This window comes from Kitasatospora phosalacinea (assembly GCF_030268885.1).
GTDB lineage: Bacteria > Actinomycetota > Actinomycetes > Streptomycetales > Streptomycetaceae > Kitasatospora > Kitasatospora phosalacinea_C.
Window position 1 is genome coordinate 1 of record NZ_BSSA01000006.1, and the last position, 25,351, is coordinate 25,351.

Here is a 25,351-nt window from a genome sequence, read left to right on the forward strand (position 1 = left end):
GTCCGGCCGCGTGCGTGATGGCCTGCTGATGAGCCGACAAATCCCAAACAGGACAGCCCGAGGCGTCAGTCAGGGGGCGGGTCAGGCTCATCAGCAGAACCACCAGTCACATCATCACTGTCAGGGGGTGACGACCGGGAACGCCGGGTCGGACTCGTCCAGGACCGCGAACAGCCGGTCCAGGACGGCCGGGTCGCCGCTGAGGTCGATCCCGTCCCGGCCCCGGCCGGCCAGCAGGTCGAACAGCTGCGGCTTGGTGAGGGTGGCGGTGAGGTCGGCCGGGCCCGGATCCCGGGTGACCTCGCCGTGCACCAGGACGCCGTTGTGCAGGGTCGCCCGGTGGGTGGTGCCGAGGTCGGTGAACTTCCAGACGGTGCTGAGCCGTTCGCCCCAGGCCGCGGGGCCGTTGACCCGGATCGCCAGCGAGTCGAAGACCTGGTCGACGGTGAGCGCCCCGGCGAAGCTGCCGGCCCCGAACGGCATCGCCTTCGGGGGGTTGCGCAGCTCCAGCGCGCCCATCAGGTAGCAGTTGCGCCAGGTCGCGTTCTCCGCCCCGTACCCGAGCCGTTCGAAGACCTGCGCGAGCTGCTCCTTGGCGTCCTTGCTCTCCGGGTCGGCGAACACGGCGTGCTTGAGCAGTTGGGCGGCGAACCGCAGGTCACCGGCGTCGGCGTACTCCCGGGCCTTGGCGAGGACGGCGTCCTGGCCGCCGATGCAGTCGACGTAGCGCCTGGCGCTCTCGGTCGGCGGGTGCTCCCAGAGCGAGGCCGGGTTGCCGTCGTACCAGCCCATGTAGCGCTGGTAGATGGCCTTCACGTTGTGGCTGACCGAACCGTAGTAGCCGCGGGCGTGCCAGGCGGAGGCCAGCGCGGGCGGGAGTTCCAGCTGCTCGGCGATCTCCGGCCCGGTGAGGCCCTGGTTGAGCAGGCGCAGGGTCTGGTCGTGCAGGTAGCCGTACAGGTCGCGCTGCTCGGACAGGAAGCGGGTGAGCCGCTCGGTGCCCCAGGTCGGCCAGTGGTGCGAGGCGAAGACCACGTCGGAGTCGGCGGCGAAGAGCTCGATCGCCTCGGTGAGGTAGCGCGACCAGACCCGGGCGTCGCGGACCACCGCGCCGCGCAGGGTCAGGATGTTGTGCAGGTTGTGGGTGGCGTTCTCGGCCATGCACAGGGCGCGGCGCTCGGGCAGGAAGAAGTTCAGCTCGGACGGCGCCTCGGTGCCGGGCGTGAGCTGGAAGCGGAACAGCACCCCGTCGAGCCGCTCCTCCTGCCCGGTGCGGGTGACGTCGAGGGTGGCGGGCAGCAGGCTCGGGGTGCCGTGCGAGGCGGTGTGGCCCAGGCCCATGCCGACCAGGCCGGTCGGGCCGGGCGGCAGGTCGCCGCCGGAGTAGTAGTCGCCGCGCCGCAGCATCGCGGTGCCCGCGTACACGTTCTCGGCGACCGAGTGCTCCATGAACCCGGACGGGGCGACGATCGGGACGTCCGAGCCCGGCTCGATCACGCCGTGCACGCCGCCGAAGTGGTCGATGTGCGAGTGGGTGAACAGCACGGCGGTGACCGGGCGTTCGCCGCGGTGCTCCCGGTAGAGCGCCAGGCCCGCGGCCGCACACTCGGCGGACACCAGCGGGTCGACCACCACCACCCCGCGCTCGCCCTCGATCAGCGTCATGTTCGACAGGTCGAAGCCGCGGATCTGGTAGACGCCCTCGGTGACCTCGAACAGCCCGGCGCGGGCGGTCAGCTGGGACTGCCGCCAGAGGCTGGGGTGCACGGTGTCGGGGCACTCCCCGGCCAGGAAGTCGGTGGCCCGGAAGTCCCACGCCACCCGGCCGTCCGCGGTGGTGACGGTGTCGGTGACGGGCGGGGCGATCAGCCCGCGGTCGGCGTCCTCGAAGTCGGTGCGGTCGGAGTAGTCGAGCTGGTCGTGGTGGCTCACCGTGGCGCCTCCCGGGTCGCGGGCCGCACCCGCGCCGCTCGCGGAGCGGACCCTCTGCCCACCCTCCGTCCCCGCGCCCCGCCCCGGCCCGCACTGCTGCTCCGAACCGGTGAACGGCGGGCCGCGCGTCCGTCCACAGGCCTGTGGACGGACGCGGGCTCAGGCGTCGAAGTCGTACTCCAGGATGTACGAGGCCGAGTCGAGCACCATCTCGTTGACCTCCACCGCCTGCCCGTCCTCGGCGAACGCGATCCGGTGCACCAGGAACACCGGCGTGCCGGGCGCCAGCGCCAGCCGCTCCGCCTCGTCCCCCGCGGGCATCCGGGAGCGGATCTGCTCCTGGAAGTGCACCGGCTTGTGGCCCAACTCGGCGAGCCGGGCGTACGTGCCGCCGGGGCCGGTGTCGGGGTCGGTGATCCGGCTGCCCGCAACCAGCGCGGCCGGCAGGTACGAGTCGGAGAGCAGCACCGGCTTGCCGTCCAGCACGAAGCGGCGGCTGCGCACGCAGGCGGGCTCGCCCGGCTTGAGGCCCAGCACGGCGGCGATCTGCTCGGGCGCCTCCCGCTCGGCGACGCTCAGCTGGTCCACCGCCAGCTCGCGGGAGGCTATGTCGGCCGACCAGACCGAGGCGCCGCCGCCCCACGTCCGGTCGGACAGCCGCTGGATGCCGCGGCGCCGTATCGGCCGGAACTCCCGGACGAACACGCCCACGCCCCGGCGGGCCTCCGCTATCCCCTCGCCCTGCAGCACCCCGAGCGCCTGACGGGCCGTCATCCTGGCCACGCCGTACGTCGCCATCAGGTCGTTCTCGCCGGGGAGCCGGTCGCCGGGGCGGTAGCGGCCGGCGTCGATCTCGCGCTTGAGGTCATCGGCGATCCGCTGGTACTTGGGCTGCGTGACGCGCGGGCTACTGGTCATGGCGGCGGACTTCCTTCCCCTCTTCTCTAGACATCCTACGCAGGAGCTGCCCCTGACGCATTGACATCTCTAGAGATTTCAGCTTGTCTAGAGATGTTGGGATCTGACATACCCTCATATCGGCTGCCGAGTCCCCGCCCATCGGGCGAAACCGCGTGAGGAGCCTGCCGTGTCCGTCCACCGTCGATGGTTCTCACTGCCCCGCGAGCCCGCCACCGTCGCCGCCGGACGCCACCGGGTCCGCGACCTCCTCGCCTCCTGGAACACCCCCCTCGACGAGGACACCCGCTTCACCCTCGACCTCGTCACCTCCGAACTCCTCGGCAACGCCGTCCGCCACGCCACCGGCCCCGCCGTCACCGTCGGCGTCCACGCCGACCCGCTGCACCACCGCGCCGTCATCGAGGTCTACGACTCCTCCCCCGCCGTCCCCGTCCTCGCCCCCGGCCACCCCGCCGAGGACGAGGAGTCCGGCCGCGGCCTGCTCCTGATCGCCGAACTCGCCCTCGCCCACGGCGTGGTGCGCAAGCGCGGCGGCAAGTGGGTCTGGGCCGAGATCGCCCTCCCCGGTGCCGCCGCCCGCCCGGCCGACGGCACCGCCGACCCCCCGCCGCACCGGGCCCCGCACGGCGGGATCGCGCCCTGGGCGATGACCTGCCAGTGACGGTGCCCCGGGCGGGCCGGGGCCGGGCGGGCCGGGGCCGGGCGGTCGGGGTCAGGCCGTCAGCGCCCGGTGCAGCTCCTCCGTGCCGCGGCCCAGGGAGCGCGCCGCCAGCCAGGCCGCCGCGCCCGCACCGTCCCCGGCCGGGCGGAGCGGGGCGCCGGGCCAGCGGGCGGCCAGCAGCGGGCGGAGCCGGGCGGCGAGCGGGGTCGGGGAGCTGAGCAGCCCCCCGGCCAGCACGATCGGGAGGGCGCAGTCGGGCGGACGGAGCAGGGCGAGCGTGTCGAGCAGGTGGTCGGCGGCCCGGGCGACCAGGGCGAGCGCCGCCGGGTCGCCGAGCCCGGCCCGCTCCAGGACGACGGGGGCGAGCCGGGCCAGCCGGGCCGGGGCCTGCGCGTGGACGGCGGCGATCAGCGTCGACCGCGGGTCCTCGCCCGGACCGTCCGGGCCGGTCAGCGCCTCGGCGACCGCCGCGTCCAGACCGGTGAGCGGCGCGTCCCGGTCGATGGTGGCGAGGGCGCCGGAGACCGCCTCCCGGCCGAGCCAGACGCCCGAGCCGCGGTCGCCCAGCAGCCAGCCGTGCCCGTCCGCGGTGCGGCGCAGCTCGTGGTCGAGGACCTCGGCGGCCATCCCGCCCGTCCCGCTGAGCACCACGTTCCCGTCCGGCGCGGAGCTGCCGGCGGCGTGCGCCAGCAGGACGTCGCTCACCAGCACCGGGTGCGCGCCCAGGCCGAGCCCGTCCCACAGCCCGGCGAAGTCCGGCTGCACCACCAGCCCGCCCGCGAGCCCGAGCACCCCCGCCGCGACCCGCCCCGGGTCCACCCCGGCCAGCGCGGCCCGCACCGCTCCCCCGATCTCGGCCGCCGCGGCCTCCGCCCCGTGCGCGACCGGGTTCCCCCCGCCCCCGCGCGCCTGTCCGACCACCCGCCCGTCCAGCCCCGCCACCAGGACACGCGTGCTGGTGCCCCCGACGTCCAACCCCAGCACCAACTCCGCACCGGCCACCACGCACCTCCGGCTCCATGCTCCCACCCCCCGGAGGGCCCACCCCCGAGGGCCCGCACCCAGGGGCCCGCAGCAGCACGGACTCACCGTTCCCCGATCTCCTGATTTCGCTTCCCGCCGTTCCCCGGCCCCCTGAAATCCGCTACCGCACGGCTGCCCGACGGGTCAGCATGGCGAGGTGGAGGAGACACCGAAGAGGCAGGTCCGGGCCCGGTACGACGACGAGACGGTGACGGTCTACCAGGCGTTCCGCCCGGAGATCGCCGAGCCCGCCGCGGCCGAGGGCCGGTTCCCCGCGGCGTTCAGCACGGAGCGGATGACGTGGGTGAAGCCCTCGTTCCGCTGGCTGATGCACCGCAGCGACTGGGCCCGGAGCGAGGGGCAGGAACGGGTGCTGGGGGTGGTGATCCGGCGGGAGGGGTTCGACGCGGCGCTGGAGGCGGCGGTGCTGAGTTCGTACGAGCGGGGGGTGCACGCCTCGCGGGCGCAGTGGCAGCGGGAGTTGCGGCGCAGCGCGGCCCGGGTGCAGTGGGACCCGGAGCGGGACCTGGGGCTGCAGCCGCTGGCGCACCGCTCGCTGCAGCTGGGCCTGGGCGGGGAGCTGGTGCGGCGCTACGCCGGGGAGTGGCTGGTGCGGATCGAGGACCTGACGCCGCTGGCCCGCGCGTTGCACGCCTCGCGGGACGCGGCGTTGCTGCCGCCGGAGCGGCCGTACCCGGTGCCCGCGGGTGCGGCCGCCCGGCTGGGGGTGTCCTGACCGCCCGGCCTCAGCCGTGCAGGTAGACGATGCCGAGCTTGGTGAGCCGCCAGTGCTGGGCGGCGGAGCCGTTGTCGGCGGCGAGCCGGACCAGGCGGTTGCCCTGGGCGTCGGTCTGCGTGGTGGCGGTGGCGAGCTTCGTCGGGTCCTGGGAGTCGGCGAGGGTGTAGGTGCCGTCGCCGACGGGCTTCAGCAGCCAGTGCTGGTTGCCGCCGCCGTTGCAGCGCCACTGCTCGATCGTGGCGCCGGGCGCGGTGGAGGCCCCGGCGACGTCGAGGCACATGTCGCGGTTGCCGCTGAAGTCGAGCTCGTAGCTGCCGCCGGCCTTGGCCTCGAACACGAAGGACTGGTTGAGGCCGCCGGTGGCCGGATAGGTGATGGCGGTGCGGCCGTTGGTGGCGTCGCCGTAGCTGCCGCCGCCGGCCAGGTCGAGGACCCTGCCGTCGGCCTGGTTGGTGAGCTGGTACCAGGCGCCGTCCTCGGGCCCGTCGGGGAAGGGCGCGCCGGGGGTGAGCGGGGTGATCGAGGTGCCGTCCTGCTGGTTGAGCGAGCAGAACGCCTGGGCGAGCGCGGCCTGCTGGTAGAACTGCCGCAGGCAGGCGGCCTCGGCGGCGTACCCGGCGACCCGCAGGTGGTACGACTGGCGGACGTTGTTCATGCACAGGCCGGGGATGGCGATCGGGCTGTCGCAGCCGTTGCGGGTCGTCTCGGACAGGTCGATCACGTCGCCGTTGGTGTACTCGTACGGGGAGCTGGTCCACTCGGCGCAGACCTCGTGGCCGAAGGCGACCCGGCGCTGGTCGAGGTAGCGCACCCCGGGGACGGCGGCGGCGGCTTCGCGCAGGGCGTCGCTGAGGGTGGGGACGACCCAGTTGTGGCCCCAGGCGAGGTCCTCGGGGAAGGCGGGGCAGCCGTCGGCGACCTTCCCGGCGTAGTCGTTGCGCCGGATGTCGGGGGTGATCGGGTTGAAGTAGGACTGGTAGACGAGCTGGTAGGAGTCGTCCGAGTAGCCCGCGGCCCGCATGGTGCTGCGGATGTTCGTGAGCGCGGCGACGACCTTGGGCTTGACCCCGGCGGCGCGGCGGGTGATCTCGGCGCTGCCGATGGTGTCGCGGCAGCCCTTGGACTGCGGGATCGGGAAGTACTGGGCGAGGCAGTCCATCATGATGTTCGCGAACTCGAAGTCGTCGTTGGCGCCGATCGTGACGACGACCATCTTGACGTCGTACTGCCGTGCGACGGAGGCGAGTTGGACGTCCTGCTTGGGCTCGCCGAAGTCCCCGCTGCCGGGACCGGTGGTCTTCGCCAGCTCGGGGTCGCTGACCAGGTCGCCGGTCTGGGCGCCGGAGCAGGCCAGGTCGATCGGGGTGACGCCGGGCAGTTGGGTCACGAAGATCTCGGACCGGGTGGAGCGGTGGCAGTAGTTGGTGGGCGTGTCGGTGCCGGGGACGTAGTCGTCGCCGGTGTCGGTGCCCGCGCCCTCGCCGGAGATCGCGCTGTCGCCGAGCGAGACGATCGCGGCGGGCTTGCCGGGACTGCCGGACGCGGCCCGGGCGTCGGCGGCGCCGAGGCCGCTGCCGAGTCCGAGGGCGGCGAGCAGGGCGGCGGTGGCGAGCAGGGCGGGTGGGCGGCGGCGGGCGGCGCCGCGCGGTGACCTGGACACTCATGACTCCTTGCGAGGGTGGGGGATCGCCCGGCGGCTGCCGGGCGGCGCGGAGCACGGGTGCCGAGCGGGGCTCGGCGAACATGAGGCAGGCTCACATGCTAGGTACTGACAGGTAACACAACAAGAGTCACGACGAGTTGACCCGCCGTCACCACCCTTGCCGCTCCCGGCCGGAAACGCGGCCGAGCCGCCGCCCGCACCTCACCGGGAGGATGCGGACGGCGGCTCGGCCGACCAGGGGGCTCGCGTCAGCCGACGTTGGCGCAGGAGTTGCCGAACGCCGGGTTCAGGGCGCCGATGACGTCCACCGAGTTGCCGCACAGGTTGACCGGGATGTGCACCGGAACCTGGATCTCGTTGCCGGAGGCGACACCGGGGGAACCGGCGGCGACACCCTCGGCGCCGCTGCTCGCCATGGCGGAGCCCGCACCGGCGGCGACGATGCCCACGACAGCGGCGCCGACGGCGGCGGCCTTCTTGATGCTCATTGAGTCTCCTCGATAAATCAGATCTTCCAATTGCCGCGCCGGGGGCTGCCGGTAGGAAGCACACGGGACGTGCACCAGGCCAACGAAGCCGCCCGGGCACAGTTGCGCACGCCCTCGAACAATCACCCACTCGGCCTAATCCGCCGCATTCGGGTGATCGGCGAATCCGACCGTTTCCCCGACCGCGCCGGCTCGTTCTTCCTCACGAACACCGCTCCACAGGCAGCCCCGGGCCGCCCTGGAAGCGCCGCGAAGCGACCGCTCCCCGCCGTGAGTGAGCAGTCGCGGGCGCACCCCGACGCGGCACGTACCGCCCAAGCCACGGGCGACACGAGGGTGTTGGGCCGCGTGAGTGACATTCACGGCGCATCCGGAAAACCGCGGGCGATGATGCCAATCGCCCGGCACCCGACCATCCACAGTCGGGCAGAACGTGAGGAAGAAAGCTATGCGCAACTTCAAGAAGGCCGCGGTCCTGTCCGTCGCCGCCGCCGGCCTGGTCCTCGGCTCGGCCGGTCTGGCCAACGCCTCCGCGGGCGCCGAGGGCGTCGCCGCCGGCTCCCCCGGCGTGCTCTCCGGCAACCTGATCCAGGTCCCGGTGCACGTCCCGGTCAACGTCTGCGGCAACACCGTCAACGTCATCGGCCTGCTGAACCCGGCGTTCGGCAACCACTGCGCCAACGTCGGCTGAACTGCCTGACGCAGCGCCCGCGCCGCACCGCACGCCCGTCGTGCGGTGCGGCGCACCAACTCCCTGTGTGATCTAGGAGATCAACCCCCATGCAGAACGTGAAGAAGGCCGCCGTCCTGTCGGCCGCCGCCGCCGGCCTGGTGCTCGGCTCGGCCGGTCTGGCCAACGCCTCGGCCGGCGCCGAGGGCGTCGCCGCCAACTCCCCCGGCGTGCTCTCCGGCAACGCCGTGCAGGTGCCGGTGCACGTCCCGGTGAACGTCTGCGGCAACTCGATCAACGTGATCGGCCTGCTGAACCCCGCGTTCGGCAACTCCTGCGCCAACATCGACGCCCCGGTCGTCGAGGAGCCCCCGGCCCCGGTCGGCGACGACTGCTGAACAGCCCACGGCTGATCGGTACCCCCGTGCAGACTGCCCCCCGGCCCGGTGGCCGGGGGGCCGCGCGCGTTCTCCTCGGAGCCCCGCTCCACTCACCCCGTAAGGATTGGCCGATGTCCCGGAAGACCACCGGCGCCGTGGCCGCGCTCGGCGCCGCGATGCTGCTCGGCGGCGTCACCGCGCAGGCCGCGCACGCCGAGACCGAAACCCTCGGCGGGCTCCCCGTGCCCACCACCCACCTGCAGAACACCGACCCCCAGCAGGCCGTCGGCGGCACCACCGGCGCGCTGGGCTACGCGATCGCGCCGGTGAAGGAGCTGCGGCTCGACCCGTGGGCCGGCTCCGGCGCGGACGTGCTGAACAACGGCGTCGCGGTCGTCCCCGACAACGGCGTCGCGCCGGTCGGCACCGCCCCGCTGACCGCCCCGCTGTCCGGCGGCGGCGGCGCGGAGGACCTCCCGCTGGCCGGACCGCTGCTCGGCGTGCTGCCGGGCTGAGGGCGGACGCGCGTACGGCCCGGGCCCCTCCGCGGAGGGGCCCGGGCCGTACGCGCGTCGGGCTGCCGTCAGACCTGGGCCTGGTTCAGCCCGTCGGCGAGGATGCCCACCGGGTCGGCCTGGTTCACCATCTCGCCGGTGGTGGCGGTGGTGGTGGCGGCCAGGTTCCGCACCGAGTCGGTGACCGAGATCTGGTCCTGCTCGCCGCCGAGCGAGGCGCTCGCCCCGGGGACGGCCTGCACCGGCGCGGTCACCAGGTGCGGGTCGACCTTGTCCAGGGTCAGCGCGGCGTCGGTGAGCTGGCCGCCCTGACCCTCCACGAAGGAGACCGGCTGGCCGAGGCCGACCGCCGGACCGGCCAGGTTGAGCGGGGCGGCCGGGGCGTCCAGGCCGAGGGTGCCCAGCTCGGCACCGCGGTCGACCTCGGGCAGCGGCAGCACGGCGCCCAGCGAGGGGCCCGCCTTGCCGCCGTTGATCGCGGGCAGCACGTGGTCCGGGATCGGCTGGGTGGGGCTCTGCCCGGTGTCGGTGGGCGGCATCAGCGGCGAGGTCGGGATCCCGCCGTGGATCTCGCCGCCGTCCGGCAGCAGCGGGAGCGGGGCGGTCGCCGCGCTGAGCGGAATGCTGAACGGCACCTCCTGGGTGGCCAGGCCGTTCTCGATCGCGGCCACCTCGGCCGGGGTCTTCGGGGCCGCCTGGGCCACGCCCTGGGTCGCCGCCACGCCGGCACCGACCGCCAGCAGCAGGGCGCCGGTCGCCCGCTTGGAGAGCTTCATCGTGTTCGCCGTTCGTTCGGGAAACTTCGTTCGGGAAAGTTCGTTCGGGGAAAGTCCGTTCGGGGAATCGGTTCGATTGCCCGGTAGGCACCCTGGCGAACGAGCCAGCTCCCGCGCGGATAGCGGGAGTTAACCGGAACGGCTGAATAATCCGATCTCCGCATCGTCGAAAATCCGACCGGCGCGCGGGGAAAACGGTGAACGCCGACGAATTTCCCCGTGACCCCGTAACTTTCCGAGTCGCCATTCTTTGATCCCGACGACGACGGGGCAGCACCCCTCGAACGGCATTTCAGAGAGGTATCTCCACCATGCTCAAGAAGACTTTCGCTACCGTCGGCCTGGCCGCCGCCGCGCTGGCCGCGGTGTCCACCCCCGCCGTCGCTATCGGCAACGCGGACGGTTCGGCCGGCTCGATCCAGGGCAACGGCGGCACCAACGCCACCGGCACCTGGGGCAACAACAGCCCGAACTTCCACTTCGCCGACAACCCGAACCTGTGCCTCCCGGAGATCCACAACATCGGCGTTGCGGTGCTCGGCGTGGCCGTCCCGGTCGAGGTCGACGCGCTCAACAACCAGCCCAAGCAGACCTGCGTGGTCGGCCAGGGCACCCTCGGCAGCGGCGACGGCGGCGTCTCCCACCTGGTCGGCTGACCCACCGTCACTGCCCCCGGCGCGGAGCCCCACGCTCCGCGCGGCACGACCCGCCGGGTCCGCTCCCCCGGCCCGGCGGTGGGACCGGGCGCGAGCCACGCGCCGGTCCACTGCTCCACTCCATCAGATCCGAAAAGGAAAACCCAATGATCAAGAAGGCTCTCGCCGCCGCCGGCGTCGCCGCCGCCGGTCTCGCCACGATCGCCTCCCCGGCGATGGCCATCGGTGACGCGGACGGCGCCGCCACCTCGGTCCAGGGCAACGGCGGCACCAACGCCACTGGCACCTCGGGCAACCACAGCCCGAACTTCCACACCCTGGACAACCCGAACCTGTGCCTCCCCGAGGTGCACAACATCGCCGTGGCCGTCATCGGCGTCGCGGTGCCGATCGAGGCCGACGTCCTGGACAACGAGCCGTCGCAGACCTGCGTCGTGGGCCAGAACACCGTGGGCAGCGGCGACGGTGGCGTCTCCCACCTGATCGGCTGACCTCCCGGTCGCAACCGACCGCCGGGTCCGGGGGAGCGATCCCCGGGACCCGGCGGTTCCACGTCTCCGGCCGCTCCCGGAGACCCGTTCGTCTGCGGCGCGATCGGGTGATCGGAGCACCGGTGGGCGCGTGCAGCGCCGCTCCAGCCGCACCCCTGTGTTGACGTAGAGACGCACCACCTGACGCAGAGAGGAACTTCCCCATGAAGAGCAAGCTGGGCAAGGCCGTCATCACCTCGGTCGCCGCGCTCGCCCTGGCCGGCATCGCCGCCCCCGCCTACGCGCACGTCGCCGTCGGCGGCGGCGTCGAGGGCGTGGCCACCGCCGACGAGCCCTTCGTCGCCGGGCACTGGGCGGGCTTCGCCGAGACCTCCCACATCTTCACCGCGGGCGGCGGCTACGGCTGGGCCACCGACACCGCCGTCGGCGGCGGCGAGGGCGGCGTCGTCGCGATCGACTGACGCCGGATCGAACGCGGAGGGCGCGGAGGCCGTCAACGGCCTCCGCGCCCTCCGTGCTGTCGGTTCCCCGGCGCGCCCGACGGTCCGTCAGCGCAGCATGCCCGCGGCCTCGACCGCCCAGTAGGTGAGGATCTGCTCGGCGCCGGCCCGGCGGATCGAGGTGAGCGTCTCCAGGATGGTGCGCTCGCGCTCGATCCAGCCGTTGGCCGCGGCGGCCTCGACCATCGCGTACTCGCCGGAGACCTGGTACGCGGCGACCGGCACCGGGGAGGCGTCGGCGACCTGGCGGACGACGTCCAGGTAGGACATCGCGGGCTTGACCATGACCAGGTCGGCGCCCTCCGCGACGTCCTGGGCCAGTTCGCGCAGCGCCTCGCGGGCGTTGGCCGGGTCCTGCTGGTAGGTCTTGCGGTCGCCCTTGAGCGAGGAGCCGACGGCCTCCCGGAACGGGCCGAAGAACGCGGAGGCGTACTTGGCGGTGTAGGCGAGGATGCCGGTGTCCTGGTGCCCGGCGGCGTCCAGCGCCCGGCGGACCACGGCGACCTGGCCGTCCATCATCCCGGACGGGCCGACCAGGTGGACGCCCGCGTCGGCCTGGACCACGGCCATCTCGGCGTAGCGCTCCAGGGTGGCGTCGTTGTCGACCGAGCCGTCGGCGGCGAGCACGCCGCAGTGGCCGTGGTCGGTGAACTCGTCCAGGCACAGGTCGGACATCACCACCAGCTCGTCGCCGACCTCGGAGACCACGTCGCGGATGGCGAGCTGCAGGATGCCCTCGGGGTCGGTGCCCGCGGTGCCGGTGGCGTCCTGCACCGCGGGGACGCCGAACAGCATGATGCCGCCGACCCCGGCCTCGGCGGCCTCGACCGCGGCCCGGCGCAGGGTGTCGCGGGTGTGCTGGACCACGCCGGGCATCGAGCCGATCGGCTGCGGCTCGGCGATGCCCTCGCGGACGAAGGCGGGCAGGATCAGCTCGGCCGGGTGCAGCCGGGTCTCGGCGACCAGGCGGCGCATCGCCGGGGTGGTGCGCAGGCGGCGCGGGCGGACGGACGGGAATTCGGCGGACACTTCGAAGGCTCCCTGAGTCACGGAAGAACGCGTCGGGGGGAGGCCCGCGGGCCTCCCCCCGACGTGAGGGTCAGCGCGCCTTGCGGCGCGAGCCGGGGCGGCGTTCGCTCGGCCGGTAGACCGGCTCGCCCGCCGCGGTGGCGGCGTCCCGGCGGTTGGCCCCGAAGTCGGCGAGCGCCTGGGCGAGCGCCGACGCGGACGGGGCCGGGGCCATCACGTCGACCCGCAGGCCGTGCTCCTCCGCCGTCTTGGCGGTGGCCGGGCCGATGCAGGCGATGACGGTCACGTTGTGCGGCTTGCCCGCGATGCCGACCAGGTTGCGGACGGTCGAGGACGAGGTGAACAGCACCGCGTCGAAACCGCCGCCCTTGATCGCCTCCCGGGTCTCGGCCGGCGGCGGCGAGGCGCGCACCGTCCGGTACGCGGTGACGTCGTCGACCTCCCAGCCGAGCTCGACCAGGCCCGCCACCAGGGTCTCGGTGGCGATGTCGGCGCGCGGCAGCAGCACCCGGTCGATCGGGTCGAACACCGGGTCGTACGGCGGCCAGTCCTCGAGCAGCCCGGCCGCGGACTGCTCGCCGGAGGGCACCAGGTCGGGCTTGACGCCGAAGTCGACCAGGGCCTGCGCGGTGGTCTCGCCGACCGCCGCGACCTTGATCCCGGCGAACGCCCGGGCGTCCAGGCCGTACTCCTCGAACTTCTCCCGGACGGCCTTGACGGCGTTGACCGAGGTGAAGGCGATCCACTCGTAGCGCCCGGTGACCAGGCCCTTGATGGCCCGCTCCATCTGCTGCGGGGTGCGCGGCGGCTCGACCGCGATGGTCGGCACCTCCTGCGGCACCGCGCCGTACGAGCGCAGCTGCTCGGAGAGGCCGTGGGCCTGCTCCTTGGTGCGCGGGACGAGGACGTTCCAGCCGAACAGCGGCTTGGTCTCGAACCACGAGTGCGAGGCCCGGTGGGCGACCTGCTCGCCCACCACGGCTATCACCGGGGTCGCCGGGTCCACCGGGGCGGAGACCGGCGAGGGCAGCACCCGGGCGGCCTTCAGGTCGGCGGCGATGGCGGCCAGCGTGGAGGTGAAGGTGCGCTGCCGGGTGGTGGTGCCGGACAGCGTCGCGGAGAGCGCCGCGTCGGGCTTGCGGCCGTGCGCCACCAGGGAGTTGGCGGTCGCGGGCAGCTGGCCCAGGGTGGTGCGCACCACCAGGGTGGTCTCCGGCGCGCCCAGGTCGACGACCTGCCCGGCCAGCAGCGCCTCGGCGTCCACGAAGCGGACGTCCGCGCCCTGGCCGCCGCGCAGCGGGACGCCCGCGTAGGCGGGCACGCCCACCGACTGGGCGACGCCCGGGACAACCTCGAACGGCACGCCCGCCTGGGCGCAGCGCAGCATCTCCTGGGCGGCGCAGCCGTCCAGGCCGGGGTCGCCGTCCACGGTGCGGACCAGGTGGCGCCCGGCCTTGACCGCGTCGGCGGCCAGGTCGGCGAGCTCCCGGCCCGCGTCGGCCGGGTCGATGACCTGGACGCCGCTGGGACAGTGGGTGCGGACCGCGGCGGCGGTCAGCGGGTCGGCGATCAGCACGTCGGCGGTGCCGAGCACGTCGACGGCGCGCAGGGTGAGCAGCCCGGGGTCGCCGGGGCCGGCGCCGAGGAAGGTGCAGCGCCCTGCGGGCGGGTGGAATCCGGCGGCGGTCATCGGGCGCGCTCCCCCATCAGGTTGGCCGCTCCGGTGTCGAGCAGCCGGGTGGCCAGGGCGCGGCCCAGGGCCGCGGCCTGCTCCTCGGCGGTCTCGTCGGGGACGAGCGGGCCGTTGGCGGACATCTTGAGCAGTTCGGCGCCGTCGGTGGTGCCGACCACGCCGTCCAGGCGCAGTTCGGTGCCCGCCCAGGTCGCCAGCGCGGCGACCGGGGCGGAGCAGCCGGCCTCCAGGGTGGCGAGCAGGGCGCGTTCGGCGACCACGGCGGCCCGGGTGGGGCGGTGGTCGAGCCGGGCCAGGACGGCGGCCAGGGTCGGGTCGACGCACTCGACGGCGAGCGCGCCCTGCCCGGGGGCGGGCAGCATCAGCTCGGGGTCGAGGTGCTCGGTGATCTCGGCGGAGCGGCCGAGCCGGTTGAGCCCAGCGGTGGCCAGCACCACGGCGTCGAGCTCGCCGGAGGTGACGTAGTTGATCCGGGTGTCCACGTTGCCGCGGATCGGCACCGTCTCCAGGTCGGCGCCGCGGGCCCGGGCCCAGGCGTTCAGCTGGGCCATCCGGCGCGGGGAGCCGGTGCCGACCCGGACGGTGCGGCCGGTGCTCTTGCCGACCAGCTCGGCCAGGGTCAGGCCGTCGCGGGCGACCAGCGCGTCCCGGACGTCCTCGCGCTCGGGGACGGCGGCCAGCTGCAGCCCGGCGGGGGCGGCGGTGGGCAGGTCCTTGAGCGAGTGGACGGCCAGGTCGATCCGGCCCTCCAGCAGGGCGTCGCGCAGCGCGGAGACGAACACCCCGGTGCCGCCGATCTGGGCCAGCGACTCGCGGGAGACGTCCCCGTAGGTGGTGATCTCGACCAGCTCCACCCGGCGGCCGGTGACCTTGGCCACCTCCTCCGCGACCATGCCCGACTGGGCCATGGCGAGGGCGCTGCGGCGGGTGCCGAGGCGCAGCGGAGTCACTGTCTCTTGACCATTCATGAGGTGATCGTCCTGGTCGTGCTGGGGGGCTGACGGGGTGTTCATCTGGTGGCTCCGGCGGGCGGGGCGGTGGCTCCGGCGGACGGGGCAACGGCGGCCTGGGCGGCGGGGATGCCGCCCGGCGGGATCGAGGACCCCGCCTGGGCGCCGATCGGGGTGCCGGAGACAGCGTGCACTGCCGCGGGGTCCAAGTCGAACAGTTCGCGCAGGGCCTCCGCGTAGGAGGCCCCGCCGGGTTCGGCGGCGAGCTGCTTGACCTTGACGGTCGGGGCGTGCAGCAGTTTGTCGACCACCCGGCGCACGGTCTGCGAGATCTCCGCGCTGGAGCGCTCGTCCAGGTCGGGCAACCGGGAGGCGAGGCGGGCGAGTTCGCTGCTGACCACCTCGGAGGCCATGGCGCGCAGGGCGACCACGGTCGGGGCGATCCGGGCGGCGCGCTGCGCCTGGCCGAAGGCGGTGACCTCGTCGGCGACGATGGTGGCGACCGCGTCCACGTCGCCCGCGCCGGGGGTGGCGGCGTGCGCGTGCGACAGGCTCTCCAGGTCGACCAGCAGGGCGCCGTCCAGGTCGCGGACGGCGTGGTCGACGTCCCGGGGCATGGCCAGGTCGAGGAAGGCGAGGGGTTCGGGCGCGTTCCGTGCGGCGAGCGCCGCGGCGACCTCGGGGGCGTCGATCACGGTGCCGGCCGCGCCGGTGCAGGAGATCACCAGGTCGACGTCGGCCAGCGCCTGCGGGACCTTGGCGAGGTCCAGGGTGCGGGCGGCGCCGCCGAGGATCTCCACCAGCCGCTCGGCGCGGGCCGGGGTGCGGTTGGCGATCAGCAGGTCGGTGACGCCGGAGCGGGCCAGGGTGGCGGCGGCCAGCGAGCTCATCGAGCCCGCGCCGACCACCAGGGCGCGCTTGCCCGCGATCGGGCCGGCCCCGGCGGCGACCTGCTCCAGGCCGAAGGTGACCAGCGACTGCCCGGCCCGGTCGATGCCGGTCTCGCTGTGGGCGCGCTTGCCGACCCGCAGGGCCTGCTGGAACAGCTCGTTCAGGCCGCGGCCCGCGGTGTGCTCCTCCTGCGCCTTGGCCAGCGCGTCGCGCAGCTGGCCGAGGATCTGGCCCTCGCCGACGACCATCGAGTCCAGGCCGCAGGCCACCGAGAACAGGTGGTGGACGGCACGGTCCTCGTAGTGCACGTACAGGTGGGGGGTGAGCTCGTCCAGGTCGACGCCGCTGTGCCCGGCGAGCAGCTGGGACAGCTCGGCGACGCCCGCGTGGAACTTGTCCACGTCGGCGTACAGCTCGATCCGGTTGCAGGTGTTGACCAGCGCGGCCTCGCCGACGGTCGCCGAGGCGGCCGCCTCGTGCAGCACCCGGGTCGGGCTGTCGCCGGTGAGCGCGGCGCGCTCCAGCACGCCGACCGGCGCGGTCCGGTGGCTCAGACCGACTACCAGAAGACTCATGCCCCCACCTCGTCGTGACGGATGTTCGTGCTCACGCCGGCATCACCGCGGACAGGTCGTCGTCCGGACCGCCCTTGGCGGCGGGCGCGGTCTTCGCCGGTGCGGTCTTCGCCTGCTCGGCCTTGCCGCCGCCGGCGGCCCGGCGCAGCTTGGCGGCGGCGGCGCGGACCGGGCCGGGGGCGCGGTCGAGCACCGAGTCGCCCGCGGACGGCTCGTCGCCGGCCTTGCGCTGCTCGTGGAAGGCGAGGATCTGCAGCTCTATCGAGAGGTCGACCTTGCGCACGTCCACCCCGTCCGGCACGGTCAGCACGGTCGGGGCGAAGTTCAGGATGCTGGTCACGCCGGCCTCCACCAGCCGGTCGCAGACCTGCTGGGCGGCACCGGGCGGGGTGGTGATCACGCCGATGGAGACGTGCTGGGTGGCGACGATCTCCTCCAGCTCGTCCATGTGCCGCACGGGCAGGCCCGCGGCGGTGCTGCCGACCACGTTCGGGTCGGCGTCCAGCAGCGCGGCTACCCGGAAGCCGCGGGAGGCGAAACCGCCGTAGTTGGCGAGGGCGTGGCCCAGGTTGCCGATGCCGACGATGACGACCGGCCAGTCCTGGGTGAGGCCCAGCTCGCGGGAGATCTGGTAGACGAGGTACTCCACGTCGTACCCGACGCCCCGGGTGCCGTAGGAGCCCAGGTAGGAGAAGTCCTTGCGGAGCTTCGCGGAGTTCACCCCGGCGGCGGCGGCCAGCTCCTCGGAGGAGACGGTCGGCACGGAGCGCTCGGAGAGCGCGGTGAGCGCCCGCAGGTAGAGCGGGAGGCGGGCGACGGTCGCCTCCGGGATGCCCCGCGCGCGCGAGGGTCGGCGCGCGGCTCCGGGGTCGGGCGTCTGCGAACTGCTGGGTGAGGGTCGGCCGATTGCCACGTTGCTCCTGCGGGTGAAGCTGGGCTTGGACCGCCAGGCTATGCGTTTGTGAACGTGTGCACAAAGATGGTGTCCGATTTGTCCCCGAACAGTGACACGCATCACTCGTAACCCGCCGAACCGATCAGCGCCCGCGGGCCCTCCACCCCGGCCGGCCACGGCCCCAGCGGTGCCACCCGGCGCAGCAGCGGGACGTCCTCCCGGGCGCGCACCGAGCGGGACGGGCCCAGCCGCGGCCAGGGCACCACCGGCTGCGCGGGCAGCTGCACCTCCGCGCAGCCCGTCCGGCGGCAGTGCCGCAGCAGCTCCACCGTGGCCAGCGCGTCCCCCAGCGCGGTGTGCGCCGGGAACCAGCCCAGCCCGGCCGCGTCCACGCACGCGGACAGGCCGAAACCGCCCGCCTCCGGCAGCAGCCGGCGGGCCATCCGCATCGTGCACAGCAGCGGCAACGGGGGGAGCGTCACCCCGATCCGCGCGAACTCCCGCTCCAGGAACGCCCGGTCGCAGGTCACGTGGTGGCCGACCAGCACCCGGCCGGCCAGCAGCTCCAGCAGCCGGGGCGCGATCTGCCGGAACCGCGGCGCCCCGAGGACGTCCTCCTGCGCTATCCCGTGCACGTGGGTCGGCCCGACCGGTCCGACCGGGTCCACCAGCGTGGCGAACTCGCGCTCGACCCGCAGCCCGGCGTCCAACTGCACCACGGCGACCTCGACCACCCGGTGGCGCCAGGGGCTACGACCGGTGGCCTCGACGTCGACGACGGCGTAGCCGTTCATCGCGCCCTCCTCTTGCACAGCCCCCGGCGGACACGGAAACCGTTCGATCGTAAGCCGAGAAGTCAGCGAACTCCTAGGGCGATCTTCATCGGACGTTCACGAAGCACCGGTTCCGCGGGGCCCGCTCAGGCCCCGAGCGCCTTGCGCAGCCGGGCCTCGTCGACCCGCCAGAAGTCGTGCTGGCGGCCGTCGACCAGCGTCACCGGGATCTGCTCGGCGTACTGCTCGTACAGCGCCGGGTCCTGCAGGATGTCCTTCTCCTCGAAGGCGGCGCCCAGCTCGGCGGTGACCTTGAGGATGACCGCCCGGGCGTCCTCGCACAGGTGGCAGCCGGGCTTGCCGATCAGGGTCACGGTGGTGTCGGCGGGGTTCTTCTTCGCGCGTCGCAGCAGGCTCACCGGTTCATTGTGCCGCCGCGCGTTCACTGCCCCGGCACTCCGGCGACACGGGGTCGGTCGGCCGCGCTGACTATGCTCGTCGCATGGCAGCGCTGCGAAGGCTCACCCGGGCAAGGCGTTCCACCGCGGACCTGACCGCCCTGGCGGGAGAGGCCGCGGCCGACGCCGCCGAGGCCCAGCTCCCGGCGGCGGACGCGAGGTCCCCGGAGGGGGACCACACGCCGGTGCCCGGGGACGTCCGGGCGGCCGCGTTCTTCGACTGCGACAACACCATCCTGCGCGGGGCCGCGATCTTCTACCTCGGGGTCGGCCTGTACCGGCGGCGCTTCTTCTCCCGCCGCGACCTGCTCCGCTTCGCCTGGCAGCAGGCCGCGTTCCGGCTGCACGGCGCCGAGAACCCGGACCACATCGCCGACGCCCGGGACAGCGCGCTCGGCCTGGTCGCGGGCAAGCGCACCGCGGACCTGGAGCAGATCTGCGAGGAGATCTTCGAACCGGTGCTGGCCGAGAAGGTCTGGCCCGGCACCCGGGCGCTGGTGCAGATGCACCTGGACGCCGGGCAGCGGGTCTGGCTGGTCACCGCCGCGCCGCAGGAGGTGGCCCGGCTGATCGCCCGCCGCCTGGGCATGACCGGCGCGCTCGGCACCGTCGCGGAGACCCGGGACGGCGAGTACACCGGCCGGCTGGTCGGCGGGATGCTGCACGGCCAGGCGAAGGCCGCCGCGGTGCAGGCGCTGGCCCGCCGCGAGCAGTTGGACCTGGCGCGCTGCGCGGCGTTCAGCGACTCCGCCAACGACATCCCGATGCTGAGCCTGGTCGGCCACCCGTACGTGATCAACCCGGACGGGGCGCTGCGGCGGCACGCGCGGGCGATGGGCTGGCGGGTGCGGGACTTCCGGACCGGGCGGAAGGCGGCCCGGATCGGCGTCCCGGCGGCGGCCGGGCTCGGCGTGCTGGCCGGGGCGGCCGCGGCGGCCGTCGCGGTGCACCGGCGGCAGCGGGCCTGAACCCAGGCCCCGGCGCGGCAGCGGGCCCGGACCCCGGCCCCGGCCGGCCCCGTCAACGCGGCGTCGACGACACGCCCTCCGGAGGGTGATCCCGGCAGGTCAGCGGGGGTGAATCCGGCGGGGGCGTCCGGCAGTTCGGGAACGTCCGGCCCTGACCGGAACTGATCGTTCGACAGTCGGCCAAAGTCATGGGTTGGGATCGCGGATCGCGGGGAAACCCGGCCCGCGCCCCGGTGTTCGGTCACCTGGCGTGCACAACCGGTCACATTGAGCCGGATGGATGGCGCCAACTCCGGTCACTGACAGGTGAATATGCGCAAGAAGTGGACCTCATCCGACCACTTCGACCACGCGGTGTAGCTGTCATTGCACAAAGCGTTATTCTCTCCTGGATGCACCCCACCCGAACGTCCCCGTGACGGGTGGCCAGTGCGGCGTGCTCTCCGCACAGGCGGAGGTGATCCGTCCACAGTTCTGCCTCTGGGAGTCCCGTGTACCCACCCGTCCGGAACGACGCGCCAGCCACCTCCCGCCCGTCGACCGCCACTCTGCGCCGCGGTGTGCGCCTGGAACGGCTGTGGGCCGCGATCCGCGAGTTCGAACTGATCGCGCCCGTGCCGCAGCCCGCGGTGGCCGGTGCCGCGTTCGCCGCGCCGGCCCCCGCCGCGTTCGCCGGGCCGCTGCTGCGCTCGACCGCCACCGGCCCCACCGCCGGCCCCGCCGCCGCGGGCGGCAGCGCCCCGGCCACCGGGGCGCGCGGCCGCACCGTGCCCGCCCCCGGCACCCGCGGCCGCTCCCGCAGCGCGCCCGCCGGGCCCGGCTACGACACCGAGCACAACCCGGTGGTGGAACTGGTCGAGCGGGCCCAGAACGGCGAGAGCGAGGCCTTCGGGCGGCTCTACGACCACTACGCCGACACGGTCTACCGGTACATCTACTACCGGGTCGGCAGCCGGGCCACCGCCGAGGACCTGACCAGCGAGACCTTCCTGCGCGCCCTGCGCCGGATCGGCACCTTCACCTGGCAGGGCCGCGACTTCGGCGCCTGGCTGGTGACCATCGCCCGCAACCTGGTGGCCGACCACTTCAAGTCCAGCCGGTTCCGGCTGGAGGTCACCACCGGCGAGATGCTGGACTCCAACGAGTGCGAGCGCAGCCCCGAGGAGTCGGTGCTGGAGTCGCTCTCCAACGCCGCCCTGCTGGACGCGGTGCGCCGGCTCAACCCGCAGCAGCAGGAGTGCGTCACGCTGCGCTTCCTGCAGGGCCTCTCGGTGGCCGAGACGGCCCGGATCATGGGCAAGAACGAGGGCGCCATCAAGACGCTGCAGTACCGGGCGGTGCGCACGCTGGCCCGCCTGCTGCCGCCGGACGCCAGGTGATCCGCCGACCGTGGACGCGATAGCCCACAGACCGTCGTCGCCGCCCCCGGCGACCGACGGCCCGTCAACCCGCCCCTGGCGCCTGCACGTCCGGGTGACGGGGCGGTCATCTGCTCTGCTTAATACGCCAGGGGGGTCGTGCGTAACCGACTCCCGACACCGCTCGTTGGCCAGCGTGCAATCCCCCACCGGGCCCGCAGTCAAGTGGGAACTCGTACTGTCACCCGATGGTGTGGTTTCGGTCTGCCGGGACAACCAACTGGCAGGCCACGGTGTCGAAAACGACGAAGGGAGGTGTGGCCCGTGACGGCAAACGTGCTGGAGCACCGGCGGGCGAAGTCCTTCGCCGAGGCGCTGGAGGCCCACCAGAGTGACCACCGGAGCAGCGGCTCGCACCGGGCCGGCTCCGCCGCCATGACCGAACTCCTCGCCATGGCCGACGCGCTCGGTGCGGTCCCCGCCCCCGAGCTCGCCGCCGAGACGCGGACGGTCCAACGCGCCCAGCTGATGGCCGCGTTCGAGCAGGAGTGGGCGGGCGGCGCCCCCACCGCGGTCCTCCCCGCCCAACGCAGCCGACGCCTCCGCGGCACCCGCTGGGGCCGCCGCCTCGCCATCGGCGGCCTGGTCGCCGGCGTCGCCGTCGGCTCCCTCGCCGGAGCCGCCGCCGCCTCCACCAACGCCCTCCCCGGCGACGCCCTGTACGGCATGAAGCGCGGCCTCGAAGGGCTGCGCCTCGACTGGGCCGACGACGACACCGAGCGCGGCGCACTGCTGCTCCAGCAGGCCACCACCCGGCTCGACGAGGCGCAGACCCTGCTCGACCGCGCCAACGGTCCGGCCGCGCTCAGCCCCGACACCGTCGACCAGGTCCGCCGCGCGCTCGACGACATGCACGCGGAGGCGCTGCGCGGCCGCGACCTGCTGCGCGCCGTCTACCGCACCAACGGCTCGCTCACCCCGATGCGCCAACTCGCCGGTTTCGCCGGGGAGGACCAGCGCTGGACGGCCCTGCAGTCCAAGCTGCCGTCCGGGCTCAGCAGCCAGGCGTCCAAGGTCGACCAGCTCTTCGACGACATAAGCGAGGACGTCGCGCCGCTGCGGCTGGGGCAGCTCCCCGGCCAGGGCGGCAGCGGCGGCAGCGGGGCGGCCACCGGGGGCGGCGGCGAGAGCGGCGGCACCGGCAGCGGGACGGGTCAGCAGCCGCTGCTGCCCGGCACCGGCGCCTCCGGCGGCGCGAGCGGCGGCCACGCCCCGAGCACCGCTCCCAGCGCCCGCTCCACCCCCGCGCCCGGCGCCTCCACCGCGGGCGGTCTCGGCGACCTCCTCGGCGGCCTCACCGGCACCGGCGCCACCCCCGCGCCCTCCGGCTCCGCCGCCCCCGCGACGGGCAGCACCCCCGCCCCGTCCGGCTCCCCCGCGGCACCCCCGGCGGACACCGGCCAGGGCATCACCGTCCCGCCGCTCATCCCGGGCCTGCTGCCCGGACTGACGCTCAAGTAGCGCAGGCACACCGACAGGACGCGCGCCGACCGGGGCGCGGGGAACCGCGCGCAGCGGTTCTCCCCGCGCCCCGGTTTCGCTTCCGCCTCAGCCGAAGACGGAACGCCGTTGCACCAGCAGCTTGTACAGCGTGTGCTGGATGGTCTCGCGGACCTGGTCGGTGAGGTTGAAGACCAGCATCGGGTCCTCGGCCGCGTCCTTCGGGTAGCTGTCGGTGGGGATGGGCTCGCCGAACTGGATGGTCCACTTGGTGGGGAGCGGGATCGCCCCGAGCGGCCCGAGCCAGGGGAAGGTCGGCGTGATCGGGACGTAGGGCAGGCCGAGCAGCCGGGCCAGGGTCTTGAAGTTGCCGATCATCGGGTACGTCTCCTCGGCGCCGACGATCGAGCAGGGCACGATCGGGACGCCCGCCCGCAGCGCGGAGGCGACGAAGCCGCCGCGGCCGAAGCGCTGCAGCTTGTAGCGGTCGGCGAAGGGCTTGCCGATGCCCTTGAAGCCCTCGGGCCAGACGCCGACCACCTCGCCGCGTTCCAGCAGGGTCTGGGCGTCCTCGTTGCAGGCCAGGGTGTGTCCGGCCTTGCGGGCGAGCTCGTTGACCACGGGCAGGACGAAGACCAGGTCCGCGGCGAGCATCCGCAGGTGCCGGTCGGCGTGGTCGTGGACGGCGACCTGGGTCATCAGGGCGTCGAGCGGGATGGTGCCGGAGTGGTTGGCGACGATGAGGACGCCGCCCTCGGCGGGGATGTGCTCGGTGCCGCGGACCTCGATCCGGAAGTACTTCTCGGCGAGCGGCCGGAGCAGGGCGAGGAAGACCTCCTCGGTGAGCTCCTTGTCGAAGCCGAAGTCGTCGACCTCGTAGTCGCCGGTGAGTCGGCGGCGCAGGAAGCCGAGGCCGTTGGTGGCGCGCTCCTCCCAGCCCTTGCCGAGCAACCGGGTGGCGGTGGCGCCGAGTTGTCCGGCGAGGGCGGTGCCGAGGCCGTCGGCGATCCGGTCGGCGAGGCCGGGGCGGGGTTCGGGGCCGCTCCAGCTGGGGGCGGACTCGATCGGGATGACCTTGGCCGCCGGGTCGGCGGATTCCCGGGCGGCTGTCATCGCGGCCTCGTTTCCTGGTGCGGGGTGGGCTGGTGGTGGTCGCCGAGCATCCCGGCGAGCCGGTCGGTGACGCGGTCGGTGACGGCGGTGAGCCGCTCGGGCGGGAGCGGCCCGGCGGAGGTGTGCGCGACGAAGTCGGCGAAGGCCCCGGCGGTGGTCCAGCGCGGGGCGTAGCCGAACCGGTCGCGGAGCTGGGCGGTGTCCACCACCCGTCCGTGGGTGAGGAGTTGGAGCTGTTCCTGGGAGAACGCCCGGTCCGCGGGGGCGGACAGCTGCCGGGCCAGCCGGCCGACCAGGCCGAGCGCGGGGCGCAGCAGCGGGACGGTGGGGCGGCCGAGGCGGCGGGCGCACTGGGAGAGCAGCAGGACGCCCTCCCCGGCGACGTTGTAGGTGCCGGGGGCGGCGCCGAGCGCGGCCAGCCGGAGCACCTCCAGGGCGTCCTCCTCGTGGACGAACTGCAGCCGGGGGTCGTACCCGAAGGCGGTGGGCAGCACGGGGAGGCGGAAGTACGCGGCGAGCGGGGTGTCGCCGTCCGGGCCGAGGATGTTGGCGAAGCGCAGCACGGTGACGTCGACGTCGGGGCGGCGGCGGGCGAAGCCGCGGACGTAGCCCTCGACCTCGGCGGCGTCCCGGGCGAAGCCGCCGGGGGGCAGCGCCTTGGGCTGCGTCCGCTCGCCGAACACGGCGGGGTCGCGGGGCGCCGAACCGTACACGGCGGTGGTGGACTTCACGACCAGGCGGCGCAGGCCGGGGGCCTGCTGGCAGGCGCCGAGCAGCTGCATGCTGCCGATGACGTTGCTCTCCTTCACCGCGGCCCGGCCGCCGTGGCCGAGCGCGGTGACGTTGAGGTGCACGACGGTGTCGACGCCGTGCTCGGCGATCACCCGGGCGACGGCCGGGCGCCGCGGGTCGACCTGGGCGTAGTGGACGCCGGGCGGCAGGTCCGGCGGCGGCGGGGCCGCGTCGACGCCGACCACCCGGTCCACCTCGGGGTGCGCGGCGATCCGTTCGGCGAACCGCGCGCCGAGCGGCCGCGCCACCCCGGTGACGAGCACGACCTTGCCCACGTTGCCCCGACCTCCCTGGACGCCCACCCTGGTCTGCACCGTACCGCGCGGAGGCCGCGGGGGCGGAAACGCCACTGCCCGCCCCGGGGATTTCTCCTGGGACGGGCAGCGGCACACCGTCGGCGCCAGTTCTACCTGCGTCGCTGAACGCGTGTGCGGGGTCGTCCCCCGCGTGAGCGAGGACGGCGCCGAACGGTGTTACTTCTTGTTGCGACGCTGGACGCGAGTCCGCTTCAGAAGCTTGCGGTGCTTCTTCTTGGCCATACGCTTGCGACGCTTCTTGATGACAGAGCCCACGGAATTTCCTCGCTCACTCGGACCCGCGCCCGTGAGAGACGGGAGTCCATACGACTGACGGAGGGCCTAGCCTACCGTCCGCGTCGCGTTTGCCGTAATCGGTACCCCTGCCGGGGCTCCGGCCTACGCGCTCTCCAGGCGCACGTAGGACTCCTGGAGGTACTCGTGCACCTTCTGCTCGGGCACCCGGAAGGAGCGTCCGACCCGGATGGCCGGAAGCTCGCCGCTGTGCACGAGGCGGTAGACCGTCATCTTCGAGACCCGCATCACCGAGGCGACCTCGGCCACGGTCAGGAAGACGACATCCTGCAGGGGACGTTCGCCGGAACTCATGACCCATCACCCGACCCTTACCCGTGTGCAAGGCAC

The 25,351-nt window shown here is 74.0% G+C and carries 28 protein-coding genes; 11 read left to right on the forward strand and 17 right to left on the reverse strand.

All coding sequences use genetic code 11. From position 1 onward, the window contains the following. Nucleotides 1-120 precede the first annotated feature (120 nt). Nucleotides 121-1,932 carry an alkyl/aryl-sulfatase gene (locus QSK52_RS10820; protein ID WP_285735754.1) on the reverse strand — a complete coding sequence of 604 codons (1,812 nt, stop codon included), beginning with the start codon at nucleotides 1,930-1,932 and terminating at the stop codon, nucleotides 121-123. A 159-nt stretch (nucleotides 1,933-2,091) separates the two neighbouring features. Further along, nucleotides 2,092-2,850 carry a GntR family transcriptional regulator gene (locus QSK52_RS10825; protein WP_285735755.1) on the reverse strand — a complete coding sequence of 253 codons (759 nt, stop codon included), beginning with the start codon at nucleotides 2,848-2,850 and terminating at the stop codon, nucleotides 2,092-2,094. 169 nt (nucleotides 2,851-3,019) lie between these two features. Between QSK52_RS10825 and QSK52_RS10830 the strand changes: the two genes are divergently transcribed. Further along, entirely contained in the window at nucleotides 3,020-3,514 is a 495-nt protein-coding gene (locus QSK52_RS10830) for an ATP-binding protein (RefSeq protein ID WP_285735756.1), read from the forward strand. A 51-nt stretch (nucleotides 3,515-3,565) separates the two neighbouring features. Here the strand turns inward: QSK52_RS10830 and QSK52_RS10835 are convergent, their stop codons facing one another. Continuing rightward, a complete protein-coding gene (locus QSK52_RS10835; RefSeq protein WP_285735757.1) occupies nucleotides 3,566-4,519 on the reverse strand; it encodes an N-acetylglucosamine kinase in 954 nt (317 codons plus the stop codon). A gap of 175 nt (nucleotides 4,520-4,694) precedes the next feature. Between QSK52_RS10835 and QSK52_RS10840 the strand changes: the two genes are divergently transcribed. Further along, nucleotides 4,695-5,273, forward strand: coding sequence for a DUF4291 domain-containing protein (locus QSK52_RS10840; RefSeq protein WP_285735758.1), 579 nt, complete (start codon nucleotides 4,695-4,697; stop codon nucleotides 5,271-5,273). A gap of 10 nt (nucleotides 5,274-5,283) precedes the next feature. Here the strand turns inward: QSK52_RS10840 and QSK52_RS10845 are convergent, their stop codons facing one another. After that, nucleotides 5,284-6,936 carry an RICIN domain-containing protein gene (locus tag QSK52_RS10845; RefSeq protein WP_285735759.1) on the reverse strand — a complete coding sequence of 551 codons (1,653 nt, stop codon included), beginning with the start codon at nucleotides 6,934-6,936 and terminating at the stop codon, nucleotides 5,284-5,286. 251 nt (nucleotides 6,937-7,187) lie between these two features. Next, complete coding sequence (locus tag QSK52_RS10850; RefSeq protein ID WP_033252290.1) at nucleotides 7,188-7,427, reverse strand: chaplin; 240 nt, start codon at nucleotides 7,425-7,427, stop codon at nucleotides 7,188-7,190. Nucleotides 7,428-7,875: 448 nt separating this feature from the next. On the opposite strand from QSK52_RS10850, the gene QSK52_RS10855 reads away from it, so the two are divergent. The 3 genes from QSK52_RS10855 (at nucleotide 7,876) to QSK52_RS10865 (ending at nucleotide 8,992) form a co-directional block, all read left to right on the forward strand. Next, nucleotides 7,876-8,118 carry a chaplin gene (locus QSK52_RS10855; RefSeq protein WP_033252291.1) on the forward strand — a complete coding sequence of 81 codons (243 nt, stop codon included), beginning with the start codon at nucleotides 7,876-7,878 and terminating at the stop codon, nucleotides 8,116-8,118. An 89-nt stretch (nucleotides 8,119-8,207) separates the two neighbouring features. After that, on the forward strand, nucleotides 8,208-8,495 hold the full coding sequence (locus QSK52_RS10860) for a chaplin (RefSeq protein ID WP_285735760.1): 288 nt from the start codon (nucleotides 8,208-8,210) through the stop codon (nucleotides 8,493-8,495). Nucleotides 8,496-8,608: 113 nt separating this feature from the next. Then, on the forward strand, nucleotides 8,609-8,992 hold the full coding sequence (locus tag QSK52_RS10865) for a hypothetical protein (RefSeq protein WP_285735761.1): 384 nt from the start codon (nucleotides 8,609-8,611) through the stop codon (nucleotides 8,990-8,992). 68 nt (nucleotides 8,993-9,060) lie between these two features. Here the strand turns inward: QSK52_RS10865 and QSK52_RS10870 are convergent, their stop codons facing one another. Beyond that, nucleotides 9,061-9,768: a hypothetical protein gene (locus QSK52_RS10870; protein WP_285735762.1), complete on the reverse strand. Its 708-nt coding sequence runs from the start codon at nucleotides 9,766-9,768 to the stop codon at nucleotides 9,061-9,063. A gap of 311 nt (nucleotides 9,769-10,079) precedes the next feature. On the opposite strand from QSK52_RS10870, the gene QSK52_RS10875 reads away from it, so the two are divergent. The 3 genes from QSK52_RS10875 (at nucleotide 10,080) to QSK52_RS10885 (ending at nucleotide 11,376) form a co-directional block, all read left to right on the forward strand. Beyond that, entirely contained in the window at nucleotides 10,080-10,424 is a 345-nt protein-coding gene (locus QSK52_RS10875) for a hypothetical protein (RefSeq protein WP_014136472.1), read from the forward strand. A gap of 146 nt (nucleotides 10,425-10,570) precedes the next feature. After that, nucleotides 10,571-10,915, forward strand: coding sequence for a hypothetical protein (locus tag QSK52_RS10880; RefSeq protein WP_033252293.1), 345 nt, complete (start codon nucleotides 10,571-10,573; stop codon nucleotides 10,913-10,915). Between the two features lie 203 nt (nucleotides 10,916-11,118). Continuing rightward, nucleotides 11,119-11,376 carry a hypothetical protein gene (locus tag QSK52_RS10885; RefSeq protein WP_285735763.1) on the forward strand — a complete coding sequence of 86 codons (258 nt, stop codon included), beginning with the start codon at nucleotides 11,119-11,121 and terminating at the stop codon, nucleotides 11,374-11,376. Between the two features lie 87 nt (nucleotides 11,377-11,463). Here the strand turns inward: QSK52_RS10885 and hemB are convergent, their stop codons facing one another. The 7 genes from hemB to QSK52_RS10920 form a co-directional block, all read right to left on the reverse strand. Continuing rightward, on the reverse strand, nucleotides 11,464-12,444 hold the full coding sequence (gene hemB, locus QSK52_RS10890; protein WP_285735764.1) for a porphobilinogen synthase: 981 nt from the start codon (nucleotides 12,442-12,444) through the stop codon (nucleotides 11,464-11,466). A gap of 70 nt (nucleotides 12,445-12,514) precedes the next feature. Next, entirely contained in the window at nucleotides 12,515-14,134 is a 1,620-nt protein-coding gene (locus QSK52_RS10895) for a uroporphyrinogen-III synthase (protein WP_285735765.1), read from the reverse strand. Further along, nucleotides 14,131-15,105, reverse strand: coding sequence for a hydroxymethylbilane synthase (gene hemC / locus QSK52_RS10900; RefSeq protein ID WP_285735766.1), 975 nt, complete (start codon nucleotides 15,103-15,105; stop codon nucleotides 14,131-14,133). Before hemC ends, QSK52_RS10895 begins: the two co-directional genes overlap by 4 nt. Nucleotides 15,106-15,146: 41 nt before the next feature. Further along, nucleotides 15,147-16,553 (reverse strand): glutamyl-tRNA reductase, encoded by a 1,407-nt coding sequence (locus tag QSK52_RS10905; protein ID WP_285735767.1) that lies wholly within the window; start codon nucleotides 16,551-16,553, stop codon nucleotides 15,147-15,149. Between the two features lie 31 nt (nucleotides 16,554-16,584). Beyond that, nucleotides 16,585-17,460 (reverse strand): redox-sensing transcriptional repressor Rex, encoded by an 876-nt coding sequence (locus QSK52_RS10910; RefSeq protein ID WP_285736025.1) that lies wholly within the window; start codon nucleotides 17,458-17,460, stop codon nucleotides 16,585-16,587. A 107-nt stretch (nucleotides 17,461-17,567) separates the two neighbouring features. Continuing rightward, complete coding sequence (locus QSK52_RS10915; protein ID WP_285735768.1) at nucleotides 17,568-18,242, reverse strand: 3'-5' exonuclease; 675 nt, start codon at nucleotides 18,240-18,242, stop codon at nucleotides 17,568-17,570. 125 nt (nucleotides 18,243-18,367) lie between these two features. Next, entirely contained in the window at nucleotides 18,368-18,640 is a 273-nt protein-coding gene (locus QSK52_RS10920) for a glutaredoxin family protein (protein ID WP_285735769.1), read from the reverse strand. 83 nt (nucleotides 18,641-18,723) lie between these two features. On the opposite strand from QSK52_RS10920, the gene QSK52_RS10925 reads away from it, so the two are divergent. The 3 genes from QSK52_RS10925 (at nucleotide 18,724) to QSK52_RS10935 (ending at nucleotide 22,526) form a co-directional block, all read left to right on the forward strand. After that, nucleotides 18,724-19,647 (forward strand): HAD family hydrolase, encoded by a 924-nt coding sequence (locus tag QSK52_RS10925; protein ID WP_285735770.1) that lies wholly within the window; start codon nucleotides 18,724-18,726, stop codon nucleotides 19,645-19,647. Between the two features lie 566 nt (nucleotides 19,648-20,213). Further along, a complete protein-coding gene (locus tag QSK52_RS10930; RefSeq protein WP_435053227.1) occupies nucleotides 20,214-21,026 on the forward strand; it encodes an ECF subfamily RNA polymerase sigma factor, BldN family in 813 nt (270 codons plus the stop codon). Nucleotides 21,027-21,329: 303 nt separating this feature from the next. After that, complete coding sequence (locus tag QSK52_RS10935; protein WP_285735772.1) at nucleotides 21,330-22,526, forward strand: DUF5667 domain-containing protein; 1,197 nt, start codon at nucleotides 21,330-21,332, stop codon at nucleotides 22,524-22,526. Between the two features lie 87 nt (nucleotides 22,527-22,613). Here QSK52_RS10935 and QSK52_RS10940 read toward each other — a convergent pair whose 3' ends face one another. The 4 genes from QSK52_RS10940 to QSK52_RS10955 all read right to left on the reverse strand — a co-directional run bounded on the left by QSK52_RS10940 (nucleotide 22,614) and on the right by QSK52_RS10955 (nucleotide 25,315). Beyond that, the gene (locus QSK52_RS10940) at nucleotides 22,614-23,618 is read right to left on the reverse strand and encodes a lysophospholipid acyltransferase family protein (protein WP_285735773.1); all 1,005 of its coding nucleotides are present in this window, start codon (nucleotides 23,616-23,618) and stop codon (nucleotides 22,614-22,616) included. Further along, nucleotides 23,615-24,685, reverse strand: coding sequence for an NAD-dependent epimerase/dehydratase family protein (locus QSK52_RS10945; protein ID WP_285735774.1), 1,071 nt, complete (start codon nucleotides 24,683-24,685; stop codon nucleotides 23,615-23,617). Before QSK52_RS10945 ends, QSK52_RS10940 begins: the two co-directional genes overlap by 4 nt. 198 nt (nucleotides 24,686-24,883) lie before the next feature. Then, the gene (locus QSK52_RS10950; protein ID WP_003948845.1) at nucleotides 24,884-24,982 is read right to left on the reverse strand and encodes a 30S ribosomal protein bS22; all 99 of its coding nucleotides are present in this window, start codon (nucleotides 24,980-24,982) and stop codon (nucleotides 24,884-24,886) included. Nucleotides 24,983-25,105: 123 nt separating this feature from the next. Further along, a complete protein-coding gene (locus tag QSK52_RS10955) occupies nucleotides 25,106-25,315 on the reverse strand; it encodes a helix-turn-helix domain-containing protein (protein WP_014136488.1) in 210 nt (69 codons plus the stop codon). Between the last annotated feature and the right edge of the window lie 36 nt (nucleotides 25,316-25,351).

Excerpts from the sequence above, each read along its gene's own strand:
- QSK52_RS10825 (WP_285735755.1), bottom strand. The coding sequence starts at position 2,850 with ATGACCAGTAGCCCGCGCGTCACGCAGCCCAAGTACCAGCGGATCGCC.
- QSK52_RS10850 (WP_033252290.1), bottom strand. The coding sequence starts at position 7,427 with ATGAGCATCAAGAAGGCCGCCGCCGTCGGCGCCGCTGTCGTGGGCATC.
- QSK52_RS10855 (WP_033252291.1), top strand. The coding sequence starts at position 7,876 with ATGCGCAACTTCAAGAAGGCCGCGGTCCTGTCCGTCGCCGCCGCCGGC.
- QSK52_RS10860 (WP_285735760.1), top strand. The coding sequence starts at position 8,208 with ATGCAGAACGTGAAGAAGGCCGCCGTCCTGTCGGCCGCCGCCGCCGGC.
- QSK52_RS10865 (WP_285735761.1), top strand. The coding sequence starts at position 8,609 with ATGTCCCGGAAGACCACCGGCGCCGTGGCCGCGCTCGGCGCCGCGATG.
- QSK52_RS10870 (WP_285735762.1), bottom strand. The coding sequence starts at position 9,768 with ATGAAGCTCTCCAAGCGGGCGACCGGCGCCCTGCTGCTGGCGGTCGGT.
- QSK52_RS10875 (WP_014136472.1), top strand. The coding sequence starts at position 10,080 with ATGCTCAAGAAGACTTTCGCTACCGTCGGCCTGGCCGCCGCCGCGCTG.
- QSK52_RS10880 (WP_033252293.1), top strand. The coding sequence starts at position 10,571 with ATGATCAAGAAGGCTCTCGCCGCCGCCGGCGTCGCCGCCGCCGGTCTC.
- QSK52_RS10885 (WP_285735763.1), top strand. The coding sequence starts at position 11,119 with ATGAAGAGCAAGCTGGGCAAGGCCGTCATCACCTCGGTCGCCGCGCTC.
- QSK52_RS10895 (WP_285735765.1), bottom strand. The coding sequence starts at position 14,134 with ATGACCGCCGCCGGATTCCACCCGCCCGCAGGGCGCTGCACCTTCCTC.
- hemC (WP_285735766.1), bottom strand. The coding sequence starts at position 15,105 with ATGAATGGTCAAGAGACAGTGACTCCGCTGCGCCTCGGCACCCGCCGC.
- QSK52_RS10905 (WP_285735767.1), bottom strand. The coding sequence starts at position 16,553 with ATGAGTCTTCTGGTAGTCGGTCTGAGCCACCGGACCGCGCCGGTCGGC.
- QSK52_RS10915 (WP_285735768.1), bottom strand. The coding sequence starts at position 18,242 with ATGAACGGCTACGCCGTCGTCGACGTCGAGGCCACCGGTCGTAGCCCC.
- QSK52_RS10925 (WP_285735770.1), top strand. The coding sequence starts at position 18,724 with ATGGCAGCGCTGCGAAGGCTCACCCGGGCAAGGCGTTCCACCGCGGAC.
- QSK52_RS10940 (WP_285735773.1), bottom strand. The coding sequence starts at position 23,618 with ATGACAGCCGCCCGGGAATCCGCCGACCCGGCGGCCAAGGTCATCCCG.
- QSK52_RS10955 (WP_014136488.1), bottom strand. The coding sequence starts at position 25,315 with ATGAGTTCCGGCGAACGTCCCCTGCAGGATGTCGTCTTCCTGACCGTG.